This is a genomic window from Amycolatopsis roodepoortensis, from assembly GCF_014873915.1.
GTDB classification, from domain to species: domain Bacteria; phylum Actinomycetota; class Actinomycetes; order Mycobacteriales; family Pseudonocardiaceae; genus Amycolatopsis; species Amycolatopsis roodepoortensis.
In genome coordinates, this window is record NZ_JADBEJ010000005.1 from 3,465,020 (window position 1) to 3,490,265 (window position 25,246).

The 25,246-nt window shown below is 70.4% G+C and carries 19 protein-coding genes; 6 read left to right on the forward strand and 13 right to left on the reverse strand.

What is annotated here, in order from left to right; all coding sequences use genetic code 11:
• The first annotated feature begins 138 nt into the window (after positions 1 to 138).
• Positions 139 to 1,224 carry a neutral zinc metallopeptidase gene (locus H4W30_RS35475; protein WP_225949970.1) on the forward strand — a complete coding sequence of 362 codons (1,086 nt, stop codon included), beginning with the start codon at positions 139 to 141 and terminating at the stop codon, positions 1,222 to 1,224.
• A gap of 190 nt (positions 1,225 to 1,414) precedes the next feature.
• Here the strand turns inward: H4W30_RS35475 and H4W30_RS35480 are convergent, their stop codons facing one another.
• A complete protein-coding gene (locus H4W30_RS35480; protein ID WP_192746926.1) occupies positions 1,415 to 1,822 on the reverse strand; it encodes a hypothetical protein in 408 nt (135 codons plus the stop codon).
• Positions 1,823 to 1,983: 161 nt separating this feature from the next.
• The gene (locus tag H4W30_RS35485; RefSeq protein WP_125680307.1) at positions 1,984 to 3,060 is read right to left on the reverse strand and encodes a potassium channel family protein; all 1,077 of its coding nucleotides are present in this window, start codon (positions 3,058 to 3,060) and stop codon (positions 1,984 to 1,986) included.
• 88 nt (positions 3,061 to 3,148) lie between these two features.
• On the opposite strand from H4W30_RS35485, the gene H4W30_RS35490 reads away from it, so the two are divergent.
• Positions 3,149 to 3,535: a DoxX family protein gene (locus H4W30_RS35490; RefSeq protein ID WP_192746539.1), complete on the forward strand. Its 387-nt coding sequence runs from the start codon at positions 3,149 to 3,151 to the stop codon at positions 3,533 to 3,535.
• Here the strand turns inward: H4W30_RS35490 and H4W30_RS35495 are convergent.
• Positions 3,532 to 6,789 (reverse strand): ATP-dependent helicase, encoded by a 3,258-nt coding sequence (locus H4W30_RS35495; RefSeq protein ID WP_192746540.1) that lies wholly within the window; start codon positions 6,787 to 6,789, stop codon positions 3,532 to 3,534. The genes H4W30_RS35490 and H4W30_RS35495 overlap by 4 nt on opposite strands.
• Positions 6,786 to 10,001: an ATP-dependent helicase gene (locus H4W30_RS35500; RefSeq protein WP_192746541.1), complete on the reverse strand. Its 3,216-nt coding sequence runs from the start codon at positions 9,999 to 10,001 to the stop codon at positions 6,786 to 6,788. Before H4W30_RS35500 ends, H4W30_RS35495 begins: the two co-directional genes overlap by 4 nt.
• Before the next feature lie 54 nt (positions 10,002 to 10,055).
• Between H4W30_RS35500 and H4W30_RS35505 the strand changes: the two genes are divergently transcribed.
• Together H4W30_RS35505 and H4W30_RS35510 are read left to right on the forward strand one after the other, a co-directional pair.
• On the forward strand, positions 10,056 to 10,379 hold the full coding sequence (locus H4W30_RS35505; RefSeq protein ID WP_034313227.1) for an MGMT family protein: 324 nt from the start codon (positions 10,056 to 10,058) through the stop codon (positions 10,377 to 10,379).
• 14 nt (positions 10,380 to 10,393) lie between these two features.
• Positions 10,394 to 11,224, forward strand: a complete 831-nt coding sequence (locus tag H4W30_RS35510) for a siderophore-interacting protein (RefSeq protein ID WP_192746542.1) — start codon at positions 10,394 to 10,396, stop codon at positions 11,222 to 11,224.
• Positions 11,225 to 11,626: 402 nt separating this feature from the next.
• On the opposite strand, the gene H4W30_RS35515 is transcribed toward H4W30_RS35510, so the two are convergent.
• Genes H4W30_RS35515 through H4W30_RS35525 form a run of 3 tightly spaced genes read right to left on the reverse strand, consistent with a single transcriptional unit; the run spans position 11,627 to position 14,741 of the window.
• The gene (locus tag H4W30_RS35515; RefSeq protein WP_192746543.1) at positions 11,627 to 12,916 is read right to left on the reverse strand and encodes a sensor histidine kinase; all 1,290 of its coding nucleotides are present in this window, start codon (positions 12,914 to 12,916) and stop codon (positions 11,627 to 11,629) included.
• 54 nt (positions 12,917 to 12,970) lie between these two features.
• Entirely contained in the window at positions 12,971 to 13,780 is an 810-nt protein-coding gene (locus H4W30_RS35520; protein ID WP_192746544.1) for a uroporphyrinogen-III synthase, read from the reverse strand.
• Positions 13,773 to 14,741: a helix-turn-helix transcriptional regulator gene (locus tag H4W30_RS35525; RefSeq protein ID WP_192746545.1), complete on the reverse strand. Its 969-nt coding sequence runs from the start codon at positions 14,739 to 14,741 to the stop codon at positions 13,773 to 13,775. Before H4W30_RS35525 ends, H4W30_RS35520 begins: the two co-directional genes overlap by 8 nt.
• 60 nt (positions 14,742 to 14,801) lie before the next feature.
• Here H4W30_RS35525 and H4W30_RS35530 point away from each other — a divergent pair, with 60 nt between their 5' ends.
• Positions 14,802 to 15,197 (forward strand): DUF3224 domain-containing protein, encoded by a 396-nt coding sequence (locus tag H4W30_RS35530; protein ID WP_192746546.1) that lies wholly within the window; start codon positions 14,802 to 14,804, stop codon positions 15,195 to 15,197.
• A gap of 9 nt (positions 15,198 to 15,206) precedes the next feature.
• Positions 15,207 to 16,325 carry a winged helix DNA-binding domain-containing protein gene (locus H4W30_RS35535; protein ID WP_192746547.1) on the forward strand — a complete coding sequence of 373 codons (1,119 nt, stop codon included), beginning with the start codon at positions 15,207 to 15,209 and terminating at the stop codon, positions 16,323 to 16,325.
• A 9-nt stretch (positions 16,326 to 16,334) separates the two neighbouring features.
• On the opposite strand, the gene H4W30_RS35540 is transcribed toward H4W30_RS35535, so the two are convergent.
• Genes H4W30_RS35540 through H4W30_RS35565 form a run of 6 tightly spaced genes read right to left on the reverse strand, consistent with a single transcriptional unit; the run spans position 16,335 to position 25,164 of the window.
• On the reverse strand, positions 16,335 to 17,438 hold the full coding sequence (locus tag H4W30_RS35540; protein ID WP_192746548.1) for a uroporphyrinogen-III synthase: 1,104 nt from the start codon (positions 17,436 to 17,438) through the stop codon (positions 16,335 to 16,337).
• Positions 17,435 to 17,782, reverse strand: a complete 348-nt coding sequence (gene nirD / locus H4W30_RS35545; protein WP_192746549.1) for a nitrite reductase small subunit NirD — start codon at positions 17,780 to 17,782, stop codon at positions 17,435 to 17,437. Before nirD ends, H4W30_RS35540 begins: the two co-directional genes overlap by 4 nt.
• A complete protein-coding gene (gene nirB / locus H4W30_RS35550; protein ID WP_192746550.1) occupies positions 17,779 to 20,283 on the reverse strand; it encodes a nitrite reductase large subunit NirB in 2,505 nt (834 codons plus the stop codon). The genes nirD and nirB overlap by 4 nt, the downstream gene beginning before the upstream one ends.
• On the reverse strand, positions 20,283 to 21,641 hold the full coding sequence (locus H4W30_RS35555; RefSeq protein ID WP_192746551.1) for a nitrate/nitrite transporter: 1,359 nt from the start codon (positions 21,639 to 21,641) through the stop codon (positions 20,283 to 20,285). Before H4W30_RS35555 ends, nirB begins: the two co-directional genes overlap by 1 nt.
• 29 nt (positions 21,642 to 21,670) lie before the next feature.
• The gene (locus tag H4W30_RS35560; protein ID WP_192746552.1) at positions 21,671 to 23,098 is read right to left on the reverse strand and encodes an FAD-dependent oxidoreductase; all 1,428 of its coding nucleotides are present in this window, start codon (positions 23,096 to 23,098) and stop codon (positions 21,671 to 21,673) included.
• The gene (locus H4W30_RS35565) at positions 23,095 to 25,164 is read right to left on the reverse strand and encodes a molybdopterin oxidoreductase family protein (RefSeq protein WP_318780724.1); all 2,070 of its coding nucleotides are present in this window, start codon (positions 25,162 to 25,164) and stop codon (positions 23,095 to 23,097) included. Before H4W30_RS35565 ends, H4W30_RS35560 begins: the two co-directional genes overlap by 4 nt.
• Positions 25,165 to 25,246: the final 82 nt, after the last annotated feature.

The following is a 25,246-nucleotide window of genomic DNA, read 5'->3' on the forward strand; positions in this document are numbered from 1 at the left end:
GACACTGATGGGTGACCGCTCGCCTCACGCTGGATACCCTCTGCAGCCGAGCTGTGGGTGGGGACACCGTTAGCTCGTTATGCTGAACATCGGGCCGGGTACCCCCGGTTCGCCCCTAGAACCACCGGGACCGACTTGATGACGCAACCGCCCCACGGCCAGTGGCCGCCACGCGGCGCCGTCCAGCCACCGCCGGTGCACGGCCAGCACCCTGCCCAGTGGCACGGCGCGCCGCATCACTTCCCGCCTCCGCCGCCGCGCAAGTCCGTGGGCGCGATCATCGGTATCTGCCTCGGCGCGGTCGCGGTGCTGGTCCTCGGCCTGGTGGCGATCGTTTCACTCAATCGTGACGACTCCGATCACGTAGCGAACGCGGGCTACAGCACCCTGCCGAACACGTCGTCGCGGGCGGAACTGCCGCCGAGCGGGTCTTCGTCGCCATCGTCCTCGACGAACCCGTTCCCGACGTCGCCGTCCAGGGCGCCGTCGTCGTCGAGCGGGCCGCAGAAGATCCTCAAGCTCGGCGACCACCCGATCCTCCAGGACCCCAACGCCGGCCTGCGGAACCGGGTCTGCACGCTGCCGCAGTGGCAGAGCAACCAGCAGGCCGCCGAGGCGTTCTTCACCGCGGCGGGCAAATGCCTCGACAACGCCTGGGGCCCGTTCCTCGACGCCTACGACCTGCCGTTCACCCCGCCCGCGCTGCACTTCCCGACCGGGGCCAGCTTCGAGACCGAATGCGGCACGATCCAGGTGGGCATCGCGACCGCGGCGTACTACTGCGAGAACAACCTCTACGTGCCGTTCCGTGGTCTCCAGACCGATCAGTACGGCAACAACCCCGGCGTCTACCTGGCCCTTTTCGCGCACGAGTACGGGCACCACGTGCAGGAGGTCGCCGGGCTGATGGACGCGGCCTGGCAGAAGATCTACGACGCCGGCCAGAACAGCCCCGCCGGGCTGGAGATGTCGCGGCGCAAGGAACTCCAGGCGCAGTGCTTCTCCGGGATGTTCCTCGGCGCGCACGTCGACCAGGGCGGCACGGTCAGCCGGGACATGTACAACAAGGCCTGGAACGACCAGGAGACCCGGGGCGACAACACCTCGCGCAGCCAGGACCACGGGACGAACGCGCACTACGCGTCCTGGTGGCGGGCGGGTGCGAGCAACAACCGGATCGCCGACTGCAACACCTTCTCGGCGCCGTCGAGCGCCGTTTCCTGAGTCTTCGCGCGTGAAGGCCCCCTTCCCTCGGCTGAGCCGAGGGAAGGGGGCCTTCACGCGCTTGGGGGTAAGTGCCGCTCGCCGAGGGATGCGGTGCAGTGGGCGATTCCGGCTTGCCCGGGGCGGTCACGCGGGTCTCGTGAGTGGCAAGGACGGTTCTAACCGTCTTTGCCACTCACGAGACCAGAGGTCAGGCGGTCACCGGCAGACGCGGCCCACGCAACACCAGGAAGACGTACATCCCGCCCGCGAAGCAGCTGAACACCAGCAGCGCCAGCCCGAGCGGCCGCCGCGCGTCGCTCGCTCCCGCCGTCGCCTCGGCCGCGTGCACGGCGACCGCGTCCCCCGAAGCGCCGTCTGGGACGACGACCTCGAGGCGCTCGCCCTTGCCGTGTCCGCAGGCGTTGAGCGAACCCTCCATCGGCTTGCCGCCGAATTCGAACTTGACCTTCTCGGTCGCACCGCCGCCCGTGCAGGGCGCGGGCTCGACGACCTCCGCCCGCACGGTCGTCCCCTTGGTCTCGTTCGAGATACCGAACAGCCCCGGCCCGGCGAGCCAGGCCAGGAAGATCACCAGCAGGCCGACCCCAGCCGCCACGGCCAGGGAGTTCCACCCCGGGGTGAGCCCTCTGGCGGGGTCCGATCGCTTGCGCACGAACGCCATGCTCCCAGAACCTCGCGGCAAAACACAGAAGCCCTGGGAGGTGGTGGCAGCGGCAGAACAGACGAGCCCTGGGAGGTGGTAGCAAAGGTCCCCTGCTACCGCTCGATCGTCTCCGCGGAGGTCACCTTCCGGATGTACAGCAGCTTGTCCCCCGGCTCGATCGCGTCGGCCTGCGGAGCGTCCACGCGGTACAGGACGCCGTCGCGGACGACCCCCAGCACGATGTCCGGCAGGTGCCGCGGCGAACCGCCCTCTTCGGACGGCTCCACCGGGCGTTCGGCGATCGCGAGGCCGGACTCGGGGGTGAGCAGGTCCTCGACCATGTCGACCACCAGCGGCGTCGACGTCGCCATGCCCAGCAGGCGTCCGGCGGTCTCGCTCGACACCACGACCTGGTTCGCGCCCGACTGCTTCAGCAGGTGGACGTTCTCCGCCTCCCGCACCGACGCCACGATGTGCGACTTCGGCGCCAGTTCACGGGCGGTCAGCGTGACCAGCACCGCGGTGTCGTCCCGGTTCGGGGCGACGACGACGGCCTTGGCCCGCTGCACGCCGGCGACGCGCAGCACGTCGGCGCGGGTGGCCGAGCCGTGCACGGTCACCAGGCCGAGTGACGTGGCCGCTTCGAGGGCCTGCTGGTCGGTGTCCACGACGACGATGTGGTCGGGTTCGACGTTCTCGTCCCCGAGCAGCGCGTTGACCGCCGACCGGCCCTTCGTGCCGAATCCGACGACGACCGTGTGGTCACGCACTTTCGTCCTCCACTTTTGGATCTTGAAAGCCTGGCGGGAGCGCTCGGTGAGCACTTCGAGTGTGGTGCCGACCAGGACGATGAGGAAGAGCACCCGGAGCGGGGTGATCACCAGGACGTTGACCAGCCGCGCGGACGGCGTCGCGGGCGCGATGTCGCCGTACCCCGTGGTCGACAGCGACACGGTCGCGTAATAGAGGCTGTCGAGGAAGGTGAGCCCGTCGCCGTTGGCGTCGCGGTAGCCGTCCCGGTCGAGGTAGACGATCAAGACGGTCGCGAGCAGGGCGAGGACCGCGCCGATGATCCGTTTGAGGATCGACCGCAGCGGGCTGACCGTCAGTTCCGGCATCCGGATCACGCCGACGAGCTCGTGGTCCGGGCGGTCGCTCAACCTGACCGGGAAACGCTTGAGCACCTTCATGCGCAGGCTCCGGCCTGGTCCGCGTCACTCACGGTCGGGAGGATAGCCGAAGATCCTCACCTTGAGCGCGGTATGCGAAGCTCAGGGCATGTCTTCGGATTCCAAGCCGTCTCAGCGGCCCGCGTATTTCCTCGCCGGCCTGCTCGGCGCGGCCGGTGTGCTGCACTTCGTCCAGCCGAAGCCGTTCGACGCCATCATCCCGAAACAGCTCCCCGGCTCCCCGCGCGCGTGGACCTACGGCTCCGGCGTGGCCGAGCTGGGTGTCGCCGCGGCGGTCGCCAATCCGAAGACGCGACGGCTCGGCGGGCTCGCGGCCGCGTTGCTGTTCGTCGTGGTGCTGCCGGGGAACGTGAAGATGGCCGTCGACGCCGACCGTCGGAAGGCCCCGAAGCACTGGCGGGTGGCCTTCTGGGCCCGCGTCCCCCTCCAGATCCCGCTGGTGACCTGGGCCCTGAGGGTGCGCGACCGCGCCTAGATCGTCGGGACGCTCCGCAGGAGTTGCCGCAGACCTTCGGCGTCCAGCAGATCCGCCGGCCGGACGGTCTTGTCGTGTTTCACGTAGTGGAACGCCGCCCGGACCTTCTCCACCGGCACCTTCTTCAGCGCCGCCCACGCCAGCCGGTACGCCGCCAGCTGCACGGCCAGCGGTTCGAGCCGGTCCTTGTCCGGCACGGCGCCGGTCTTCCAGTCGACGACGGTCCAGCCGTCGTCCGCGTCGGCGAACACGGCGTCCATCCGCCCGCGCACGGTGACCCCCACGACGTCCGCCGAGAACGGGACTTCGACCGCGTGCGGCACCCGGTGCGCCCACTCGCTCTTCTCGAACGCGGTCTGCAACGCTTCCAGCTCGGTATCGGGCGCCTCGTCGACGTCCGCCGCACCCGGCAGATCGTGGATCTCCAGCAACTGTTCGCCGCCGAACCGCTGCTCCAGCCAGCCGTGGAACGCCGTCCCCCGGCGCGCGTAAGTGTTGGGCCGCACGGGAAGCGGCCGCCGCAAGCGTTTGGCCAGCGCGGCGGGATCGGCCGACAGCTCGACCAGCTGACTCACCGAGAGATGCGGCGGCAGGACGACCTGCTGCACGCGATCCCGCGCTCGTGCGCGCTCCTCCAGCAACACCTTGGTGTCGGAGATCCAGCCGTCCGGATCGTCCTCTTCCTCTTCCTCGGCGTGCTCTGCCTCTTCCATCGCCCCGAGCACCAGGTCGACGCCGTTGGTGACGCCCTCGCGCCGCGGCCACAGCGGATCGACCGGCCACCGCGACCGCCGGGAGTCGGCGACCAGCGGATTTTCGCCGTCGGTCTCCGGCTCCTCGGCCCAGTGCTCGATGCGGCCGACCGAGTTCGCCCGCATCACCTCGCCGATTTCGAGCAGGAACTCGGACGGCCCCTTCGGCCGCGCGCTGCTCTCGTTCCACCAATGGCCGGAGATCAGCATCGTGTGCTCGGAGCGGGTCAGCGCGACGTAGCAGAGCCGCCGTTCCTCGTCCGCTTCACGCGCGACGAAGCCTTCTTCGTGCAGCTCCAGGGCTTCCTGCACTTCCTTGCGGTCGGCGCCCTCGGGAATCCGCAGCACCGGCAAGTCCTCGGAGTCACCACGCAACGCGGCGGGCAGCGAGGTCGACGTCCGCAGCCACGACGACGAACGCCGCCGGCCGGGGAAGACCTCCTTGACCAGATGCGGGATCGCGACGATGCGCCATTCCAGTCCCTTGGCCGAGTGCACCGTCAGGACCTGGACCCGATCCGGGACGACCTCCACCTCGCCCGGGGTGAGCCCGTCTTCCGCGTGCGCGGCCGTGTTCAGATAGTCCACAAAGGACAATAGGGTGGCCGTCGGCGACGTTTCGGCGAAATCCGTGACGACGTCGGCGAAAGCGTCCAAGTGCGCGCGTCCGGCAGGCCCCGGGCGGGCCAGCGATTCGACGTCGAGCAGCATCGTGCGCTCCACGTCGGCGACCAGCTCGGGCAGCGACTGGTCCAGCCGCCGTCGCAACGCCGAAAGCTCGGCGCCGATCTTCCGGATCCGCCGGTAGCCCTCGGGCGAATACCGCTCCGGCGTCCCGGGATCGTCGATGGCGTCGGCGAGCCCGGCCTGCTCGACCCGTTCGGTCACCAGCACCGGTTCGTCCACATCGGACTTTCCCGACGGAGGCACCGGTGAGGACAGTTCGCCCGCACGGCGCCACAACGCCGCGAGATCGGCCGCCGCGATCCGCCAGCGCGCCCCGGTGAGCAACCGCGCCGCCGCGCTGCCCGCGAGCGGGTCCGCGAGCACGCGCAACGTGCTGACCAGGTCCGCGACCTCGGGTTCGTCGAGGAGGCCGCCGAGACCGACGACCTCCACCGGCAGCCCGCGTGCCCGCATTTCCGCCGCGATCGGCGCCATGTCGGCACGACGGCGCACCAGCACCGCGGCCGTCGGCGGTTTTCCGGTCTCCTCCATGGTTTCGAACCAGCGTTTCGCCACCGCGTCGGCCACCCACTCGCGTTCGGCGCGGACGTCCGGCAGCAGCGCGGCGGCGATGTCGGCCGAGCCCGCGCCTTCCAGCGCGCGCAGCCGGGCGACGCCGAGACCGCGTTCCCGCAACGGTTCCGAGATCGCGTTCGCGAGTTCGAGCACCTCGGGCGGGTTGCGGAAACTGGTCAGCAGCCCGAAATCCAGTGCCGGGACGAGCCGTTCACCGTTGTCACGCGGGAAGTCCGTGGTGAACCGGGGCAGGTTCGCCGCGCTCGCCCCGCGCCAGCCGTAGATGGCCTGTGCCGGGTCTCCCACCGCGGTCACCGGCATCGGCGGATGCTCGACGCCACCGAACAGCGACCGCAGCAGAATCCGCTGGGCGTGCCCGGTGTCCTGGTATTCGTCGAGCAGGACGGCACCGTAGCGCTCACGTTCACCCGCGACCACCGCCGGATAGCTGCTGGCCAGCTGCGCCGCCAGCGACATCTGGTCGGCGAAGTCGAGCGCGCCCTCGGCCCGCTTCCGCGCGTGATACGCCTCGACCAGTGGCAGCAGCGCGAGCCGGAATCGTTGCGCGGCCATGACTTCGGCGAGTTTCTGCGGCAACGACGCGCGCTGCCCCTTCGCGCGCGGCGCGTTCTCGATGACCTCGCACAGCCACGACGTGTATTCCGCGAGCCGTTCGGTCTCGACCAGATGCTCGCCGAGCTCCCCGGCCAGCGCCAGCAACTGCGCCGTCACCGTGGCGGGCACGCGATCGGTGTCCAGGTCGTTGTCCCAAGTGGACACGACGCGATGGGAGAACTGCCACGACGACGTCTCCGAAAGCAGCCGGACGCCGGGCTGGACGGGCAGTCGCAGACCGTGCTCGGACAGCAGCCGCCCGGCATACGCGTGATAAGTGAGCACCGTCGGCTCTCCCGCGGTCACCGTGGTGCGCAGGTCGCCGGTCGGGTCGATCTTGTCGAGCAGCCCCGATCCGACCAGGCGGCGCAGCCGGGTGCGGACGCGTTCGCCGAGCTGGCGGGCGGCCTTGCGGGTGAAGGTCAGGCCGAGCACGCGTTCCGGCGGGACGACGCTGTTGGCCACCAGCCACACCACGCGCGCGGCCATCGTCTCGGTCTTGCCCGCGCCGGCCCCCGCGACGACCAGCGACGGCTCGATCGGCGCGGCGATCACCTCGGCCTGCTCGTCGGTCGGGCTGTGCAGGCCGAGCGCGCGAGCGATCTCCCCTGGCTCGACCTGGCGGCGCTGCAGTTCGGAGATCACGGGCCGGTCACCTGCCTGCCCTCGGGCCGCAGCGGACAGCAACCCCTTGCCGGGCAACGATCACAGTCCGGGTTCTCGGTGACGCCGTACTCCGGGCCCGCGGCGGATCCGGCCGCCGAACGCACCAGTTCGAGCCACTGCTTGCCGCCTTCCTCGTCCAGCGGCGCCTGCTCGCGCTGGGTGGAGCCGGTCTTGTTGTTGGACTTCGCGACGTAGACCAGCCGCGCGCCACCGGGTTTCGAACCACCCTCGACCGCGCCGAGCAGCACGGCGAGCTGGTACGCGGCGAGCTGCGGATGCTGTTCGGCGTCGGCGGCGGAGATCGGGACCTTGCCGGTCTTGATGTCGATGACGACCGGACGGCCGTCCTTGTCCATCTCCACGCGGTCGACGCGGCCGCGCAGGAGCACGCGGACGTCGTCATCGCCGACCGGAAGCTCGACCTCGATGTCCTGCTCGACCCCGGCTTCGATCAGCTCCTTGCGGCTGGATTCCAGCCAGGTGATGAAGTTCCGCAGCATCTGCTCGACCCGCGACCGCTCGCGGCGCGAGAACCAGGGCGCTCCGGCGTCGACCCGGACCCATGCTTCGTCCAGGGCCGCGCGGATCTGCTCGTCGCTGCTCCCACCGGCGACCGCCTGCGCGAGCCCGTGCACCAAGGTGCCCGTGACGGCCGCGAGCTGCGCCGGGTCACTGCCGCCGTGGCGTTCGATCAGCCAGCGCAGCGGGCATTTGACCAGAACCTCCACAGTGGACGGTGAAATCCGGATGAGGTCGCCCGGCCCGTGCACGGGTTCGCCGGTGGACGGTTCCAGCAGGCCGTACCAGGTGCCCGGATGCGCGCCCGGCACCCCGGCGGCGGCCAGTTTCGCGAGCTGGCGCGCCGCCCGCTGCCGCCTTTCCGGCTCGCTCGATTCGTCGCAGACGACCTCACGCAGTTCGCCGACGAGTTCGGCGAGCACCAGCGAGCGCCCCGCCGGCTTCATCCGGGAGTCGAGGCCGCCGTCGTCCGCGCCGTTCTCCTCCAGGTCGTCGATGAACCGCGAGGGCTGCTCGTCCTCCCCCGCGACCGCGCTGACCAGCAACGTCTTCCGCGCGCGGCTCGTGGCGAGGTAGAACAGCCGCCGTTCTTCGGCGAGGATCGGCGCGGTGGCGGACACCTTTTCGTCGTCGACACCGGACATGAGGTCGACCAGCCGCTCGACGCCGAGCACGGAACCACGCAGCCGCAAATCCGGCCAGCTGCCCTCCTGCACCCCGGCGATGGCCACGACCGTCCACTCGCGACCGGCGGACGCGTGCGCGGTGAGCAGCGAAACACCGTCGCTCTTCATGGCCGCGGGGGCCAGCGTGTCACCGGCGATGTTCTGCGAGGACAGGTAATCCGCGAAAGAGGCGACACTCGCCTTCGGCAATCTGTCGACATAGCGACCGGCCGCGTCGAAGAGCGCGACGATCGCGTCGAGGTCGCGATCCGCCTGGGAGCCGAGCGAACCGCCACGGTCGACCAGCCGCAGCAGGCGATCCTCCAGACCGCTCGCCTGCCAGAGATCCCACAGCACCTGCTCGACACCGTCCCCGCGCACGACGGCCTGGTGCGCGGCGTGCAGCAGACCGCCGATCCGGCGCATCGGCAGCGCCTCGGCGTCGGCGAGACCGGTGAGGACATCGTTGGTACGTAACGCTTCCACCAGAAGTTCGTCGCTCGACCGCTGCCCGCCACCCGCGAGCTCCAGCCGGCGCAAACCGCGCCGCAGCCGCCGCAGGGCGAGCGGATCCGCTCCGCCCAGGGGCGAGGACAGCAGCATCTCGGCGAGGTCGACGTCCAGCAGCTCCGGATCCGCGGCGAGCCGCAACATCGCCAGCAGAGGACGAACTGCGGGCTGCTTCGCGAGCGGCAGTTCCTCCGTGGCCGAACCGATCGGCACCCCGGCTGCCCGTAGAGCACGTTGCAGGACAAGGAAAGTACGGGCGGGTGACCGAACGAGCACCGCCATCTCCGACCACGGCACGCCGTCGACGAGATACGCGCGGCGGAGCTGATCGGCGATCCAGCTCGCCTCGGCGGCCGGAGTCGGCATCAGGCGGACGCGGACGGCGCCGCCTTCGGCGTCCGGCGCGTCGACGAGTTTGCGCTGCGGCGACGAACCGGGCAGCACGGAGCCGAGTTTCGTGACGGCCGTGCGGATCACCGGGGCGAGCCGGTGGGCCGTGGTCAGCAGGACCGTGCGCTCACCGTCCTCGTCCGCGTCGGCGAACAGGCTGGGATCCGCGCCGCGGAAGGAGAACACGGACTGATCGGGGTCGCCCGCGACGACGAATTCGTCGGCCGCGTGCCCGATGAGCCGGATGAGCTGGGTCTGCAACGGGTCGAGATGTTGCGCGTCGTCTACGAAGAGGTGGCGGACGCGGCGCTGCTCGCGTTCGCGCAGTTCGGGGTCGTCCTCCAGCGCGAGCAGCGCGGAAGTGACCAGCTCGGCGGCGTCCAACGCGGGCGCGCTCGCGACGCCGAGCGCGTTGCCGCCCGCGCCCTGCAACAGCGTGACCTCTTCGTACTGGCTCCAGAAGCGCCCGGCCGCGATCCATTCTTCGCGGCCGCGGCGCCTGCCGAGCTCGACCAGATCCTCCGGGCCGAGCCCGCGTTCGGCGGCGCGGAGCAGGAGGTCTCGCAGCTCCTCGGCGAATCCCGGCACGCCCAGCGCGGGCCGCAGCTGCTCCGGCCAGTCGAGGGCGCCCTCTTCGAGGTCGCCGGCGAGCAGGTCTCGGACGACGACGTCCTGTTCCGCTCCGGCCAGCAGGCGGGGCGGCGGGAGACCGTCGGCCTGCGCCTCCATTCGTAACAGCGCGTACGCGTACGAGTGCACCGTGCGCACGAGCGGCTCACGGATCGTGCGCGGCAGCGGATCCTCTTCCGGGTCGGTGGTGAGCCGGTGGGTGATGTCGGCGCGCAGGACCTCGGCCGCCTTGCGGGAGGTGGTCAGGATGAGCACGCTCTCCGGGTTCGCGCCCTCCGCGATACGCCGCGACGCCGCTGACGCCAGCAAGGCCGTCTTGCCCGTGCCCGGCCCGCCGAGGACCCGGCGGAACCCGTCCGGGGCGGCCAGCAGGCGGCGGGCGCCGGAATCCCACTGGAAGGACGGCGTGCCGGTGACCGGCGTGCGGACCAGCCGCGCGTCGGTTCCTGCCGCTGTTCGCCGCCCGTTCACGCCCACGATGGAACCACGCCCCGCCGACACAACCTCGCAGCGGCACGGCAAAGTGGTCCCATGGATGACGAACTGCACGAGCGGGTGCGCGAGGTCATCGCGAGCGTGCCCGCCGGCTCGGTCGCGACTTATGGGGATATAGCGTCGGTTTCGGGGGCGCCGTCGCCGCGGCTGGTGGGCCGGATCCTCGGCGAGGACGGTCACGATCTGCCTTGGCACCGCATTCTGCGGGCCGACGGGACCCCCGCTCCACATCTGCTCGACGAACAGCTGCAACGGCTGCGCGCGGAGGGCGTCATCCCTGACGGCCAGCGCGTCGACCTGCGGAAATACCGGTGGCAACGTGATCCCGACGACGACGCTGGTCCCGGCGCTCTCTTTTAGGTTAGCCTCCCCTAATGAGCTACATCGAGGCGAAGGTGACCGGTGTCCGGCGGCTCACCCCGCATATGAGCAGGGTGACGTTCTCGGGGGCGTCGCTGGTGGACCAGGCGCCCGACCAGTACCTGAAGGTGTTCTTCCCGCAGCCCGGCCAGAGCGAACCCGTGCTGCCCGCGCCGCTGGCCGGTGACGAAGTGCTGTCCTGGTACCGGACCTACCTCGCGATGCCCGACGACGTCCGGCCGCCGATGCGCACGTACACCGTGCGCGCGCTGCGACCGTCAGCGCAGGAGGTCGACATCGACTTCGTCCTGCATGGCGACGAAGGCCCGGCCTCCGCGTGGGCTTCGCGCGCTTCGGAGGGCGATCGGGTCGCTTTCCTCGGGCCGCACGGGCTCTACGACGTCCCTCCGGAGACGACCTGGCAGCTGCTGGTCGGCGACGAGACCGCGATCCCGGCGATCGGCGCGATCGTCGAAGCGCTGCCCGCCGGGACGCGAGCGGTGGTCTACGTCGAGATCAGTGATCGCGAAGACCGGCAGGTCTTCGAAACGCAGGGGACCGTGGAGCTGCACTGGGTCGTGCGGGGCTCGGGCCCGGTCGGCGACGCGGTGCTCGAAGCCGTGCGGAAGGCGGAGCTGCCGGGCGGGACGCCGTACGCGTGGATCTCCGGCGAAGCGAACATGGTGAAGCTGGTGCGGCGGCACCTCGTGCGGGAGCGCGGGGTCGACAAGCGGGCGATCTGCTTCACGGGGTACTGGCGGCAAGGGGTGAGCGAAGAGGCCGCCGGCCGCGAAGCGATGCGGCAGGCGGAGGCGGGAGAGGTTCCTTCGGCCGACGAGGACTGAGCGCGCTTGTGTCCTGAAGGGCACCTTTGAGACGTTCAACGCCCCGAAGGGCACCTTCGAGACATCGGCAACCGGCGTCCGGACCGCGTCAGCAAGGCCCTGACCTGTGAAAAGGGAGCAAGGGACCTTTGCTACCGCGGGTGGGGTGTGTGGAAATAGGGACGTTGAGTGTCCCTATTTCCACACACCCACCACTCCGCGTAGTGGCGACTACCGACTGTGTGGCTTTTGGGACGTCAGATGTCCCAAAACCCCCACAGTCGCCGCGCCGACCTGCGAAAAGGGAGCAAGGGACCTTTGCTACCACTTACGTAGCCACGCTAAGCAATCGATAACAAGGGTCCCTTGCTCCCGCTCACGCCACGGACTCAAGCGGCGAAGGCACGCCCCAACCACAGCCCCTCAGTGCGGCACCCAGAGCGTCACCCGAGTCCCCCGCCCCGGCTGCGAATCGATCGTCCCCCGCCCGCCGACCTCAGCCAGCCGCGCCATGATCGACTGGCTGATCCCGAAGCCCGGCGGCCGGTCCAGCATGCTGAAGCCGGTCCCCTGATCCCGCGCGATGACCGCGACGCCGCCTTCGCTTTCCTCGACGCGAAGCACGACCTGGTTCGTCCCGGCGTGCTTCACGGTGTTTCGGAGCGCTTCGCGGACGGCGTCGCGGATGGCGGTCCGGCGCGCGTGTGAGAGCCGGTAGTCCTGTTCGGTCTCGGCGGCGACGAGTTGGGTGCGGAGGCCGTCGCGCGCCATTTCGGTGGCGACCTCGGCGAGGTCCGCCGCGAGCCCGCGAGCCGACGGGGCGTCCGGGCCGAGCAGTTCGCGGCGTAGTTCGGCGGCCTGCGCCCGCGCGGTGGCGCGCATTTCGGCGAGCCGTTCCGAGGCCGCCGAATCGTCGTCCGGCGCCTCCAGCCCCATCGCCTCCAGCGTCTGCAAAACGCTGTCGTGCATGACCCGCTGGGTCCGCAGGCGTTCGGCCCGCTGCCCCCGGCGCATCCCGATCCCCAGCGCGAACCGGGTCCCGACGCCGAGCAGGATCAGGATCCCCGCCGTGGTCACCATCGCGACGACGAGCGCGACCATGCACCCCACCGAGCGGCTCACCGCGAGCGGATGGTCGATCGGCAGCCCGCCGATCCAGGTCAGGAAGGCCCGGAACGGCACGGCCGCGATCACCAGCGCGAGCGCCGCGGGCAGCCCGAACGACAGCGTCCACAACGCGACCGTCCCGACCATCCACGTCCACGCGACATCGACGGCGAACGGCTGGATGTCGGCGGGCGCCGTGGCGGCCACGATCGTCGTGAGCACCACGCCCACGGCGAGATCCGCGTACATCAGCCGTCCGGAGGTCTTCGCCCGGATCCCGCGGCCGCGCACCACCCACCAGACCGCGAGGACGTTGAGCAGCATCCCGACGATCGTCGTGCTCAGCACGGGCACAATCCCCGCCGACCCGTTCGAGACCAGGAAACCGATGTACACCTTCGGAAACGCGGCGACGCGGTAGAAGATCGGGCCGAGCGCGGAATAGCGGATCGCGCGCATCAGCAGCGTGTCCGCGGAATCTTCCCGATAGCGCCAGTCGGGCACGGAATCGGGGTCCGGTGCTTCGTCGGCCGGGCTCGCGCCCAGTACCGAAGAACCCTTTCGCAACATCGCGCGCACGAACGTGACCGATTGAGACTCGGACATCCGCCGCCCTCCCCGCGTCCGATGCGTCGAGCCTGGCAAAGCGGGCAAGCCGCGTCAAGACGGCCGAATGCGCAGCTCCGCGACGAGAAGTTTGACCAACGCGCCGAGCCGCTGACGTTCGGGCTGGACGGTCGACACCCCGGCGGCTTCCAGCGGAGCCGCGGTCACCGGCCCGACGCACGCGCACAGCACCGGGCCGCGCAATGCGTCAAGGAGTTCCTCTCGACGCGCCCCCGCCAGCGTCAGCAGGTTCGCGGCCGCCGGAGCGGAGGTGAAGGCCAAAGCGTGCACCCGCCCGGAAATGACGCTTTCGACGAGTTCGTGCACGGGCGCGACGTCGGCGGGCGAAAGCCAGCGATACGGCTGCGCCTGGACGACCTCCGCGCCCGCGTCCCGCAGCGACGCGGTGAGTTCGGGAAGCAGCGTGCCGTGCAGCTGGACGGCGACACGTTCCCCGCGCACCCCGGCGTCACGCAGTCCCTCGAACAGTTCGGCGTTGCTCTCCTCGGGCGCGGAAAACTCCTCCCGGAGGCCGAAACCACGCACTGCGCCCACCGCCTTCGGCCCGCGCGCGAAGATCCGTGACGCGGCCAGCCGCTCCAGCAACGGTTCGCGCAGCCCCCAGTCTTCGGCCACCGAAAGCCAGCCGCGGAATCCGGCGCCGGTGGTGACCGCGGTGAACCCGACCGGCCGCGCCAGCACGGCCTCCGTCGCCGCCCGCAGCTCGGTGTCGTCGGGCAGCGGGACGATCCGGATCGTGGGCGCGTGCAGGACGGTCGCGCCGTGCCGCGTCAGCGCTCCGATGAAGTCGTCGGCCCGCCGCTCGGCGGTGATCCCGATCGTGATGCCGTCCAGGTCAGCCATAAACCGCGCCCATCTTCCCGATCTCCTCCGCCAGCCGCTCGCGCAGCTCCGCCGGTTCGAGCACTTCGAGGTTCCCGCCGAACCGCAGTAGTTCGCCGACGGCCGATTCTCCCGGCTCCACCGGCAGTTCCATCGTCAGCCAGCCGTTTTCGTCCGGTTCGGCGTCCGCTTCCCGCAACGCCCGCGCTCCGACGGCTCCGAGATAGAAGGGCAACAGTATGCGGGCGAACTCGTTCAGGCGGACCACCGCCATCCGCGAGTACATCCGCTTTTCGAACTGCTCCGACCACTCCTGCCAGTAGCGCGCGAGGTCGAAGTCCGAGGGCCGCTCGAAGGTCTCACCGAGGTCTTCGAGCTCTTCGATCCGGGAGACCCGGTAGGTCCGGTCGCTCCCGTCGCACCGCGCCGCGAGATACCAGTTCCCGGCCTTGAGGATCAGGCCCAGCGGGTCGAGGACGCGCTCGACCTTCCGCTGCCCCCAGCGTTCGTACCGGACCTTGATCCGCCGTGCGTGCCAGACCGCGTCGGCCAGTTCGGACAGTCGCGGCAGGCTTTCGATCCCGCGATGCCAGCCGGGCACGTCCAGAAAGAACCGTTCGGAGATCTTGCTCGCCCCGGCGCGCAGCTCCGCGGGCATGGCCGCGTGCAGTTTGAGCTGGGCGGCGGCGAGGACCGCGCCCAGCCCGAGCTCGCCGGCCGCGCCCGGCAGACCGGCCAGCGAAAGCGATTGCGCCTCCTCCTCGGTGAGCCCGGTCAGCCGCGTGCGATAGCCGTCGACCAGCTGGTATCCGCCCGTGCGCCCGCGATCGGCGTACACCGGCACGCCGGCCGCGGACAACGCCTCGACGTCGCGGTAGACCGTCCGGACCGACACCTCCAGCTCGGCGGCCAGCTCCTCGGCCGTCATCCGGCCGCGGTTCTGCAGCAGGAGGAGAACGGACAGGAGCCTGCTCGCGCGCATGGATCGAGTATCCCAGAAAACCTGACACATCCTGACAGGTTTCGCTGACAGGGTGCACCCATGAACACGTTCGCCATGAAGAACTGGGAAGAATCCGTCGTCAGCGGCACGGAGGGTGCGCCGCGAGTCGCCTACGCGCACGCCACGCTCGCCTACAGCGGACTGATCGATGGCGAGTCCGTCCTCGACTACCTGCTGTACTACGCGGGTGAGGGCTACGACGGCGGCGGCACGCCGGCGCCGGGCTTCGAACGGATCGAAGGCAGTGTGGACGGCCGTAAGGGAAGCTTCGTGATCAAGCACGACACCGGGTTCGACGCGAAGGGCATCTCGTCGACGTTCACCGTCGTCGAGGGCTCCGGAACGGGTGAACTCGCCGGGATCACCGGCACCGGCACCACGACCGGCGTGCTCGGTGAGCCGACGATGTCGTACACACTCGACTACTCGATCTGAGGAGGACCCGTGCTCGAGGTCGATCGCGAGCAGGTGCTGGCGTACCGGATCGCGGCCCACGGGCTGCACCGTGACGAGACGGATCCGGCCGCGGCGGCCGTATTCGACCTCGGGCTGCAGGATTCCGTGCGGGACACCGCCCTGCTTGGCCTCGCCGCCCGGATCGACGGCGAGATCACGCCGTCGGTCTGGGACGACGGACGGTTCGTGCTCGCGTGGACGCATCGAGGCGCGCCGCATTTCCACCGCCGCGCCGAGCTGGACGCGATCCGGGCAGCGCTCGTGCCGCTCGACGAAAAAGACGCGATGGCGCGGATCCTGTGGCAGCGCAAGCAGGTGGAGGACGCGGGCATGTCCGCGACCGACGCGCTGTTCACCGCGGCGAAGGCGATCCGCGAGGTCGTCACCGGCGCCCAGACCAAGGGCGCGGTGAGCGGCGCGGTCACGAAACTGATCCCCGAAGGCCTGTCGTACGCCTGCCGCGGCTGCGGTGTCGTGCACATCTACGAACAGCTGATGCGGGTCGCGTCGATCCACGCCGGGGTCCGGCTGGAACCGGGCGCGACGCCGGCGACGTTGGCACCATTGGAAAAGCGGGGACGGCTCAAGACGTCGCCGGACGTCGAGGCGGCCAAACGTGTCGTCGAGGGATATCTGCGGATCAACGGTCCCGCCTCCCCGGGTGACGCCGCCGCGTACGTCGGCACGACCCGCGGCGGCGTCGACGCGATGTGGCCCGACGGCCTGGCCGAGGTCCGGGTCGACGGCAAGAAGGCGTTCCTGCCGGAAGACCGCGTGCCGCTGCTGGAGAAGCCGCCGGAGCCGGACGTGGTGCGCCTGCTGCCGCCCCTGGACCCGTTCGTCCAGGCGCGTGACCGCGCCGTGCTGGTGCCGGACAAGGCCCGGCAGAAGGAGGTCTGGAAGATCCTCGGCAGTCCCGGCGCGCTGCTGGCCGACGGCGAGATCGCCGGCGTGTGGCGGGCCAAGGCGAGCGGGAAGAAACGGCTCGACTTCACCGTCACCTCGTTCGACGCCCTCCGCCCGACCGTGCGGAAGGCGGCCGAGGCGGAGGCCGCCCGCGTCGCCGCCGCCCGGGAGTTCCCCGACCACCGCGTCACCTTCTCCTGACCCCGGGGGTCACGGATCGACGGCCAGGCGGTAGCCGCGTTTCACCACCGTCTGGACTAGTTTCGGCGACCCCAAAGAGCTCCGCAGGCGCCCGATGGCGGTCTCGACGGCGTGTTCCTCACCGCCGTCGGGCAATGCAGAGATCAGCTCCCGCCGGGAGAACACCCGCCCCGGTGACTCCGCCAGCGCCCGCAGCATGGCCATCGGCGCGGGCGCGATGTCACACCACTGACCGTCGACAAGTGCCGCCTGCCCCCGCAGTTCGATACTCCGCCCGCCCGCGGTCAGCCGCGGCGAACGGGATTCCAGCGCGTCGGACACCGTCCGCGCCAGCGCCCCGATCCGCGACCGCGCGGGCTGGACCGTCGGGATCCCGAGCGCGGCCAACGGCGCCGCGGTGATCGGCCCGACGCAGGCCGCCACCACCCGTTTCTCCAGCGCCCGCACGATTCCCGGCAATCGCCCGGTCCGTTTCGCGACCGCCAGCATGGACGCCACCGCGGGCGCGCTGGTGAACGGCAACGCGTCCACCGAACCGTCGAGGACACCGTCGAGCAGCCGGTCCAGCGGGCCGGGGTCGGCGGGCCCGACCCACCGGTACACCGGCACCTCGATCACCTCGGCGCCCGCCGCGCGCAGACTGTCCACAAAGTACGGAAGCGGCTCGCCGTGCAGCTGCACCGCGATCCGTTGACCGTCCACACCGGAATCGAGCAGATGCCGAAGCACTTCCGCGTTGCTCTCCGATGCGGGCGAGTAATCCTCCGAAAGCCCGGCCGCGCGGATCGCACCCTTCGCCTTCGGACCGCGAGCCAGCAGCGACGACTTCCCGAGCCGGTCGAGCAGCTCCTCCCCCAGCCCCCAGCCTTCGGCCGCCTCGACCCAGCCGCGGAAGCCGATCCCGGTCGTCGCGACGACAGCGTCGACCCGGTCCTCCAGCAGGCGCCGAGTGGCCGCCCGCAGTTCGGTGTCGTCGGCGAGCGGCACGATCCGGATCGCCGGGCCGTACCGCACGGTCGCGCCCTTACGCACGAACAGCGCGCCGAGCTCGTCAGCCCGCCGCGCCGCCGTGATCCCGATGACGAATCCCGCCAGGGGAAGAACCTCTGTCACGGTGAGAATTCCACCTCCACGACCCCTTCGGTGACCCGCACCGGATAGGCCGCGACCGACACTCCTTCGGCATCGAGACATGCGCCGGTCCGCAGGTCGAAGCGTTCCTTGTACACCGGCGAGGCCACCACGGGGACACCGCCCGCGTCGCCGACGATGCCTCGCGAAAGCACCGCCGCGCCGCTGATCGGATCCACATTGGACAGTGCGTACCAGTGTTCGCCGGGCAACCGGAAGATCGCCACCTGCGTCCCGCCGTCGAGCAACGCCGCGACACCGGACCATTCGGGGACGGCACCGGCCGCGCAGACGGCGGTCCAGGTGCGCTGGATCGAGGTCGTCACTGCTTCACCTCCGGGATGCCCAGCAGCACGGGCACCTTCTGGTCGCGTTCGGTGCGGAAGGAGATCGTCGGGTCCGGCGTGCCCGGCGCGTTGACGAACGAGCTGAACTTCGCCAGCTTCTCCGGGTCCTCCAGCACGCCGCGCCATTCGTCGGCGTAGTCGCCGACGTGTTTGGCCATCGCCGCGTCGAGGTCCTCGCAGATGCCGAGCTTGTCGTCGACGATCACCGCGCGCAGGTGGTCGAGACCGCCCTCCATCTCCTCGACCCACGGCGCGGTGCGCTGCAGGCGGTCGGCCGTGCGGACGTAGAACATCAGGAACCGGTCGATCGTCCGGATCAGTGTCTCGGTGTCCACTTCGGACACGAGCAGATCCGCGTGCCGCGGGGTCGCGCCGCCATTGCCGCCGACGTAGAGGTTCCAGCCCTTGTCGGTGGCGATGATGCCGAAGTCCTTGCTCCGCGCCTCGGCGCATTCCCGCGCACAGCCCGAAACGGCGGACTTCAGCTTGTGCGGCGAGCGCAGGCCGCGGTAGCGCAGCTCCAGCTCGATCGCCAGTCCGACGCTGTCCTGCACGCCGTAGCGGCACCACGTCGAACCGACGCACGACTTCACCGTGCGCAACGACTTCCCGTACGCGTGCCCCGATTCGAAGCCGGCGTCGACGAGCCGCCGCCAGATCAGCGGGAGCTGGTCGACGGTGGCGCCGAACAGGTCGATCCGCTGGCCGCCGGTGATCTTGGTGTACAGCCCGAAATCCATCGCCACCTGCGCGATGACCATGAGCTTCTCCGGCGTGATCTCGCCACCGGGGATCCGCGGGACCACCGAGTAGGTCCCGTTGCGCTGCAGGTTCGCGAGGAACTTGTCGTTGGTGTCCTGCAACGTCGCCTGCTCGCCGGCGAGGATGTGCCCGTTGCCCAGCGTGGCCAGGATGGACGCGATCGCCGGTTTGCAGATCGCGCATCCGGTTCCGGTGCCGTAGCGGTCGATCATCTCGCTGAACGTGGTGATCCGTGTCGCCTGCAGGATCTGGAACAGCTCGGCGCGAGACTGGGTGAAGTGCTCGCACAGCGCCTTCGACTGCTCGACGCCGCAAGCCGTCAGCAGCTTGCCCAGCAGCGGGACACACGATCCGCATGCCGTGCCTGCTCGCGTGCAGCCCTTGATCTTGGCGACCGAATCGCAACCCTCTTCGGTGATGGCGTGCGTGATCGCGCCCTTGGAAACCGCGTTGCAGGAACAGATCTGCGCGGCGTCGGGCAGCGCGTCGACGCCGACCGCCGCCCCGCCACCGGCCGGGGCGAGGATCGCGCCCGGTTCGGCGGGCAGCGGCCTGCCGACCATCGCGCGCAGCGTGTTGAACTCGCTCGCGTCGCCCACCAGCACACCGCCGAGCAACGTCTTCGAGTCGTCCGAGACGACGAGCTTCTTGTACGTCCCGGCGACGGCGTCGTTGAACGCGACCTCCAGTGCGCCCTCGGTCGCCGCGTGCGCGTCGCCGAAACTGGCGACGTCGACCCCCATGAGCTTGAGCTTCGTCGACATGTCCGGTTCGGGGAAGCTGCCCTCGCCGCCGGTCAGCCGCGCCGCGACGATCTCCGCCATCGCGTACCCGGGTGCCACGATGCCGTACACCTTGCCGTCCACGGCCGCGCATTCACCGATCGCGTACACCGCCGGGTCGGACGTCCGGCAGGTGTCGTCGACCAGGATCCCGCCCCGCGCGCCGACTTCCAGGCCGGACGAACGCGCCAGGTCGTCACGCGGCCGGATACCGGCGGAGAACACGACCAGGTCGACGTCGAGTTCGGTTCCGTTGCCCAGCTTCGCGAGGTAGCGAGAGCCGTCCGGTTCGATGGCGTCGGTGGACGTTCCCGTGTGGACGGTCACGTCGAGGTCGGTGATCAGCCGCCGCAGCAGGCCACCACCGCCTTCGTCGACCTGCAGCGGCATCAGGCGCGGCGCCATCTCGACCACGTGCGGCGAGAGACCCATGTCCCGCAACGCCTTCGCGGCCTCCAGCCCCAGTAGCCCGCCGCCGATGACGACGGCCGAACGACGTCCTCGCCCGGGCCGCTGAGCGGCTTCCCGGATGGCGTCGAGGTCCTCGATCGTCCGGTAGACGAAGCAGCCGGGAAGGTCGTGCCCCGGCACCGGCGGAACGAACGGCCGCGAACCCGTCGCCAGCACGAGCGAGTCGTACGGCTGCTCGAATCCGGCCTCGGTGACGACGACCTTGCGGTCCCGGTCCACCGTGGCGACGGCGTCACCGAGCCGCAGCTCGACCATCGGGTCGTCCGCGTAGTCCGCTCCTTCCAACGCGAGGGACGCGGGATCCCAGGTGTCCACATAGGACGTCAGGGCGACGCGGTCGTACGCGGGCCGCGCCTCCTCGGCGAGCACCACGACCTGCCACTCGCCCGCCTTGTCCTCCGCGCGCACCGCTTCGACGAGCCGGTGCGCGACCATGCCGTGTCCGACGACGACGAGTTTCCGCATCAGACCTCCGCCCCGGCGAGCGCCAGACCTCGGGTGCTCGCCACTTCCGACTGCTGTTTGCGCAGGTACACCGCCCAGGTGACGGCGAAGCACAGGCCGTAGAAGACGAGGAAGGCGATGAACGCCGGCACCCCGCTCTTCGTGTCCGCGAACGACTGGCGGAAGGCCAGGTTGATGAAGAGTCCGCCGAGGGCGCCGATCGCCCCGGCCAAGCCGATCAGCGCGCCGGAGAGCTTGCGGGCCTTGAGCATCTCCAGCGTCTCGTCCGCGCCCTCGCTGATCGCGACCTTCGCCTTGGCGCGGAAGATCGCCGGGATCATCTTGTACGTCGATCCGTTGCCGATGCCGGTGAGCACGAACAGCACGATGAACGCGACGGTGAACAGCGCCAGCGAGTTCGACGTCGACGCGAGGATCAGCACCACGGTCGCCGCGGCCATGCCGACGAACGTCACGAAGGTGATCTTTCCGCCACCGATGCGGTCGGCCAGCCAGCCGCCCGTCGGCCGTGAGAACGAACCGAGCAGCGGCCCGAGGAACGTCACCGCGGCCGCCTGCAACGGCGTGCGGCCGAACTGGTTCTGCAGCACCAGGCCGAAGGCGAAGCTGTACCCGATGAACGAACCGAACGTGCCGACGTAGAGGAACGACATCACCCAGGTGTGCGGATCCTTGACGACCTCGCGCATCGCCTTGGTGTCGCCCTTCATCGAGGCGAGGTTGTCCATGAAGAAGTACGCGCAGGTCGCGGCGACCACGATCAGCGGGATGTAGATGTAGAGGACCACCCGCGGCGCGGTCGCGCCGACGGTGCCGATGACCAGCAGGCCGATCAGCTGGATCGCCGCCACGCCGAGGTTCCCGCCGCCCGCGTTGAGCCCGAGCGCCCAGCCCTTGTGCTTCTCGGGATAGAACGCGTTGATGTTGGTCATCGACGACGCGAAGTTCCCGCCGCCGACGCCGCCGAGCGCGGCGATCAGCAGGAACGTGAGGAGCGACGTGCCCGGCTCCATCGCGATCGCCGCCAGGATCGTCGGCGCCAGCAACAGCAGCGCGCTGACGATCGTCCAGTTCCGGCCGCCGAACCGTGCCACCGCGAACGTGTACAGCGGCCGCATCAACGCGCCGATCAGCGTCGGCGTCGAGACCAGCAGGAACTTGTCGGCGGCCGAGAACCCGTACTGCGGGCCCATGAACAGGACCATGACCGACCACAGTGTCCAGACGGAGAAGCCGATGTGCTCGGCCAGGATGGAGAACCAGAGGTTCCGCCGGGCAACCTTCTTCCCGGTCTCCTCCCAGAACCGCTCGTTCTCCGGATCCCAGTGCTCGATCCAGCGCTTTCCACGAGCGTGCATGAGGTCCTCCTTGGTGGATGCGTTCGGGTTCACTGGGCGGCCAGCCATTTCGCGACCCCGCCGACGGCGTCCTTGCAGCCGCCGCAGCCGGTCGTCGCGCGGGTCGCCCCGGCGAGGGCGGGGACGTCGGTGGCGCCGCCGCGCCACGCTTCGACGAGCCGTCCCTTGGTCACCGCGTTGCAGCGGCAGATGACCGCCGACGCGGGCAGATCGGCCGGGCTCGCCGCCGACGGCGCGCCCGGCGGCAACGACCGTCCTAAAAGGACCGCCAACCGGTCTTCGGGCACCGGGGTGCCCCGGTCGTAGAGCTGCGTGATCGTCGCGGCCGCGTCGGGCAGGCCGAGCAGGATCGCGCCGGCCACCCGGTTCTCACGGATGACGAGCTTGCCGTAGCGGCAGCCCGCCGGGTCGCTGAAGGTGAGCACTTCGGCGGTCGGGTCGTCCGCGCCGGTCATCGTCTCGCCGAGCGCGGTGAGGTCGATGCCGCGCGCCTTGAGCCGCGTCACCGCCTGGGTGCCGCGATAGCGTGACGCGGATTTCGTGCCGGTGACCAGATCCGCGACGACGGTGGCCTGTTCCCACGCGGGCTGCACGAGGCCGCCGAACGCGCCCGGATGCTTCGCGCAGTCACCGATCGCGTGGATCCGGCCGTCGCTGGTGCGCAGCAGATCGTCGACGACGATGCCGCCTTCGACGGTCAGCCCGGCGTCCACGGCCAGCTTCGTCTCGGGCCGGACGCCCGTCGAGACGACGATGAGGTCGGCGGGCACGTGCGTGCCGTCGTCGAGTTTCAGGCCGTCCCCGCTGACGTAGCGTGCGGCCCCGACACCGAGCCGGAAGGCGACGCCGAGCTCTTCGAGTTTCCTGGTCAGTACCCGCGCGGATTCCGCGTCGAGCTGGCGTTCCATGATGTGCGGCATCGGATGCACGACGGTGACGAGGTTTCCGCGGCCGGCGAGGCCCCGCGCGGCTTCCAGGCCGAGCAACCCGCCGCCGAGGACGGCCACCGGCGCGCCCAGTTTGGCGGCGTCGAGAATGCGCGCGCAGTCGTCGAGGGTACGGAAGGCGACGACGTCCGGACCGGGTTCAAGCCCTTCGACCGGCGGCATCCACGGGTTCGCGCCGGTGGCGAGCACGAGCGCGTCGTAGTCCACAGTGGACCCGTCGTCGAGGTGGACGCGGCGCGCGTCCCGGTCGATCGACGTCGCGGAGACACCCCGGCGCAGGTCGGCACGGGTGCGGGACGACCATTCGTCGTCGTGCAGCCGGACGGCCTCGGGCCGCATGGTCCCGGCGACCACCGACGAGAGCAGCACCCGGTTGTAGGCGGTGTGCTCCTCCGCGCCGACGACGGTGAGCCGCACGCGTTCGCCATCGGGATCGCGGCGCTGGATCTCGTCCGCGAGCCGCGCGCCCGCCATCCCGTATCCGGCGATGACCACCGACCGGGGGCTCACGCGACGGCCTCGGCCGGGGCGAGCGCGACCGCGCACACCTTGAACTCGGGCATCCGGCTCGTCGGGTCGAGCGCCGGGTTGGTCAACAGGTTCGCCCGGCCCTCACCGGGGAAGTGGAACGGCAGGAACACGAGGTCGGGACGCAGCGACGCCACGCAGCGGACCCGCGCGACGGTCTCCCCGCGCCGGGATCGCACGACTGCGAGATCGCCCTCGGCCAGCCCCGCCCTCGCGGCGGTGTCGGGATGAACTTCCACGAAAGCCTCCGCCACGACGTCGTTGAGTTCTTTGACCAGCCGGGTCTGCGCCCCGGACTGGTAGTGCTGCAGGACCCGTCCGGTGGTGGCCTGCAAGGGGAATTCGGCGTCCGGCAACTCGGCCGGGCCGACGTGGTCCACCGGGACGAACCGCGCGCGGCCGTCCGGGTGGGCGAAGGAGTCGAGGAACATCCGCGGCGTTCCGGGATGCGATTCCGCCGGGACGGGCCAGTAGAGCGCCTCGCCTTCGCGGAGCCGGTCGTAGGTGATGCCCGAGTAGTCGGCGACACCGCCCTTGGAGGCCTGCCGAAGCTCGGTGAAGACGGCCTCGGCGTCCGTCGGGAACCGCCCGTCGGGCTGGCCGAACCGGCGGGCGAGCTCGGAAAGCACGTAGAGATCGGTCTTCGCGCCGGACGGTGGGTCGATCGCCTTGCGACGCAGGAGGATCCGGCCTTCGAGGTTGGTCATCGTGCCGTCCTCCTCCGCCCACTGGGTGACCGGCAGGACGACGTCGGCCATCGCCGCCGTCTCCGACAGGACGAGGTCCGAGACCACCAGGAAGTCCAAAGAGGACACTCTGTCCTGGATGTTCCCGGCTCCGGGCGCGGAAACGACGAGGTTGCTACCGAAAACCATCAGCGCGCTCGGCCCGTCTTCGGTGCCGAGCGCCTCCAGCAGCTCGACGGCCGACCGGCCCGGCCCCGGCAGGGATTCCGGCGGCACACCCCACACTCCGGCGACGTACTCGCGGGCCGCGGGGTCGTCGATCTTGCGGTAGCCGGGCAGCTGGTCGGCCTTCTGCCCGTGCTCGCGTCCACCCTGTCCGTTGCCCTGCCCGGTCAGGCAGCCGAACCCGGATCCCTTGCGGCCGGGCAGCCCGAGGGCGAGCGCGAGGTTGATCCAGGCGTTGACCATCGCGGTGCCGTTGGCGTGCTGTTCGGTGCCGCGAGCGGTGAGGACATAGGCGTTGCGGGCCGCGGCGAGCTTGGCGGCGACGCGGCGCTGATCCGCGGCGGAGACGCCGGTGATCTGCTCGACGCGCTCCGGCCACCAGGCCGCGACCGACCGCCACAGTTCCTCGAAGCCGTTCGTCCGCGAGACCACATAGGACTTGTCGAGCAGGCCGTCGGCGACGACGGCGTGCAGGATGCCGTGCGCCAGCGCGAGATCGGTCCCCGGCGCGGGCTGCAGGTGCAGTCCGGCGAGTTCGGCGGTCGGCGTGCGGCGTGGGTCGACGACGATCAGGTCCGCGCCACGCAGGTGCTGGGTGAACGGCGGCATCGTCTCGGCCGGGTTCGCGCCGATCAGCAGGACCGCGTCCGCGTCGGCGAGATCCGTGACCGGGAACGGCATGCCGCGGTCGGCGCCGAACGCCTTGATCCCGGCGGCCGCCGCCGAGGACATGCAGAACCGGCCGTTGTAGTCGATCTGCGAGGTGCCCAGCGCGACGCGGGCGAACTTCCCCAGCAGGTACGACTTCTCGTTGGTCAGCCCGCCGCCGCCGAAGACGGCGACCGAGTCGGCCCCCTTGGCCGCGCGGATCTCGGTGAGCCGCTTCGCGACGAGATCGAGGGCCTGCGGCCAGGTCGCGGGCCGGAGTTCGCCGTCGACCCTGATCAGCGGGGTGGTCAGGCGTGAAGGCGAGGTGAGCAGCTCCCCCGACGTCCAGCCCTTCTGGCAGAGGCCGCCGGCGTTGACCGGGAAGTCGCGCGGGGCGACCCGGGCGCCGTCGAGGCTCATCCCGCACTGCAGGGCGCAGTACGGGCAGTGCGTGTCCACCGCGGTCACGGTGGGGGCGGCGAGCGGCACGGGCACCTCCTCCAGGCGTCGATAGCGCTTGAAGGTAGGTAGGCCGTGTTACCTGAAAACTCCTGAATGTTTCAGGCGTTTG

Coding starts and splice junctions, on each gene's coding strand:
- H4W30_RS35475 (WP_225949970.1), top strand. CDS start 139: ATGACGCAACCGCCCCACGGCCAGTGGCCGCCACGCGGCGCCGTCCAG.
- H4W30_RS35485 (WP_125680307.1), bottom strand. CDS start 3,060: ATGAAGGTGCTCAAGCGTTTCCCGGTCAGGTTGAGCGACCGCCCGGAC.
- H4W30_RS35490 (WP_192746539.1), top strand. CDS start 3,149: ATGTCTTCGGATTCCAAGCCGTCTCAGCGGCCCGCGTATTTCCTCGCC.
- H4W30_RS35505 (WP_034313227.1), top strand. CDS start 10,056: ATGGATGACGAACTGCACGAGCGGGTGCGCGAGGTCATCGCGAGCGTG.
- H4W30_RS35510 (WP_192746542.1), top strand. CDS start 10,394: ATGAGCTACATCGAGGCGAAGGTGACCGGTGTCCGGCGGCTCACCCCG.
- H4W30_RS35515 (WP_192746543.1), bottom strand. CDS start 12,916: ATGTCCGAGTCTCAATCGGTCACGTTCGTGCGCGCGATGTTGCGAAAG.
- H4W30_RS35520 (WP_192746544.1), bottom strand. CDS start 13,780: ATGGCTGACCTGGACGGCATCACGATCGGGATCACCGCCGAGCGGCGG.
- H4W30_RS35525 (WP_192746545.1), bottom strand. CDS start 14,741: ATGCGCGCGAGCAGGCTCCTGTCCGTTCTCCTCCTGCTGCAGAACCGC.
- H4W30_RS35530 (WP_192746546.1), top strand. CDS start 14,802: ATGAACACGTTCGCCATGAAGAACTGGGAAGAATCCGTCGTCAGCGGC.
- nirB (WP_192746550.1), bottom strand. CDS start 20,283: ATGCGGAAACTCGTCGTCGTCGGACACGGCATGGTCGCGCACCGGCTC.
- H4W30_RS35555 (WP_192746551.1), bottom strand. CDS start 21,641: ATGCACGCTCGTGGAAAGCGCTGGATCGAGCACTGGGATCCGGAGAAC.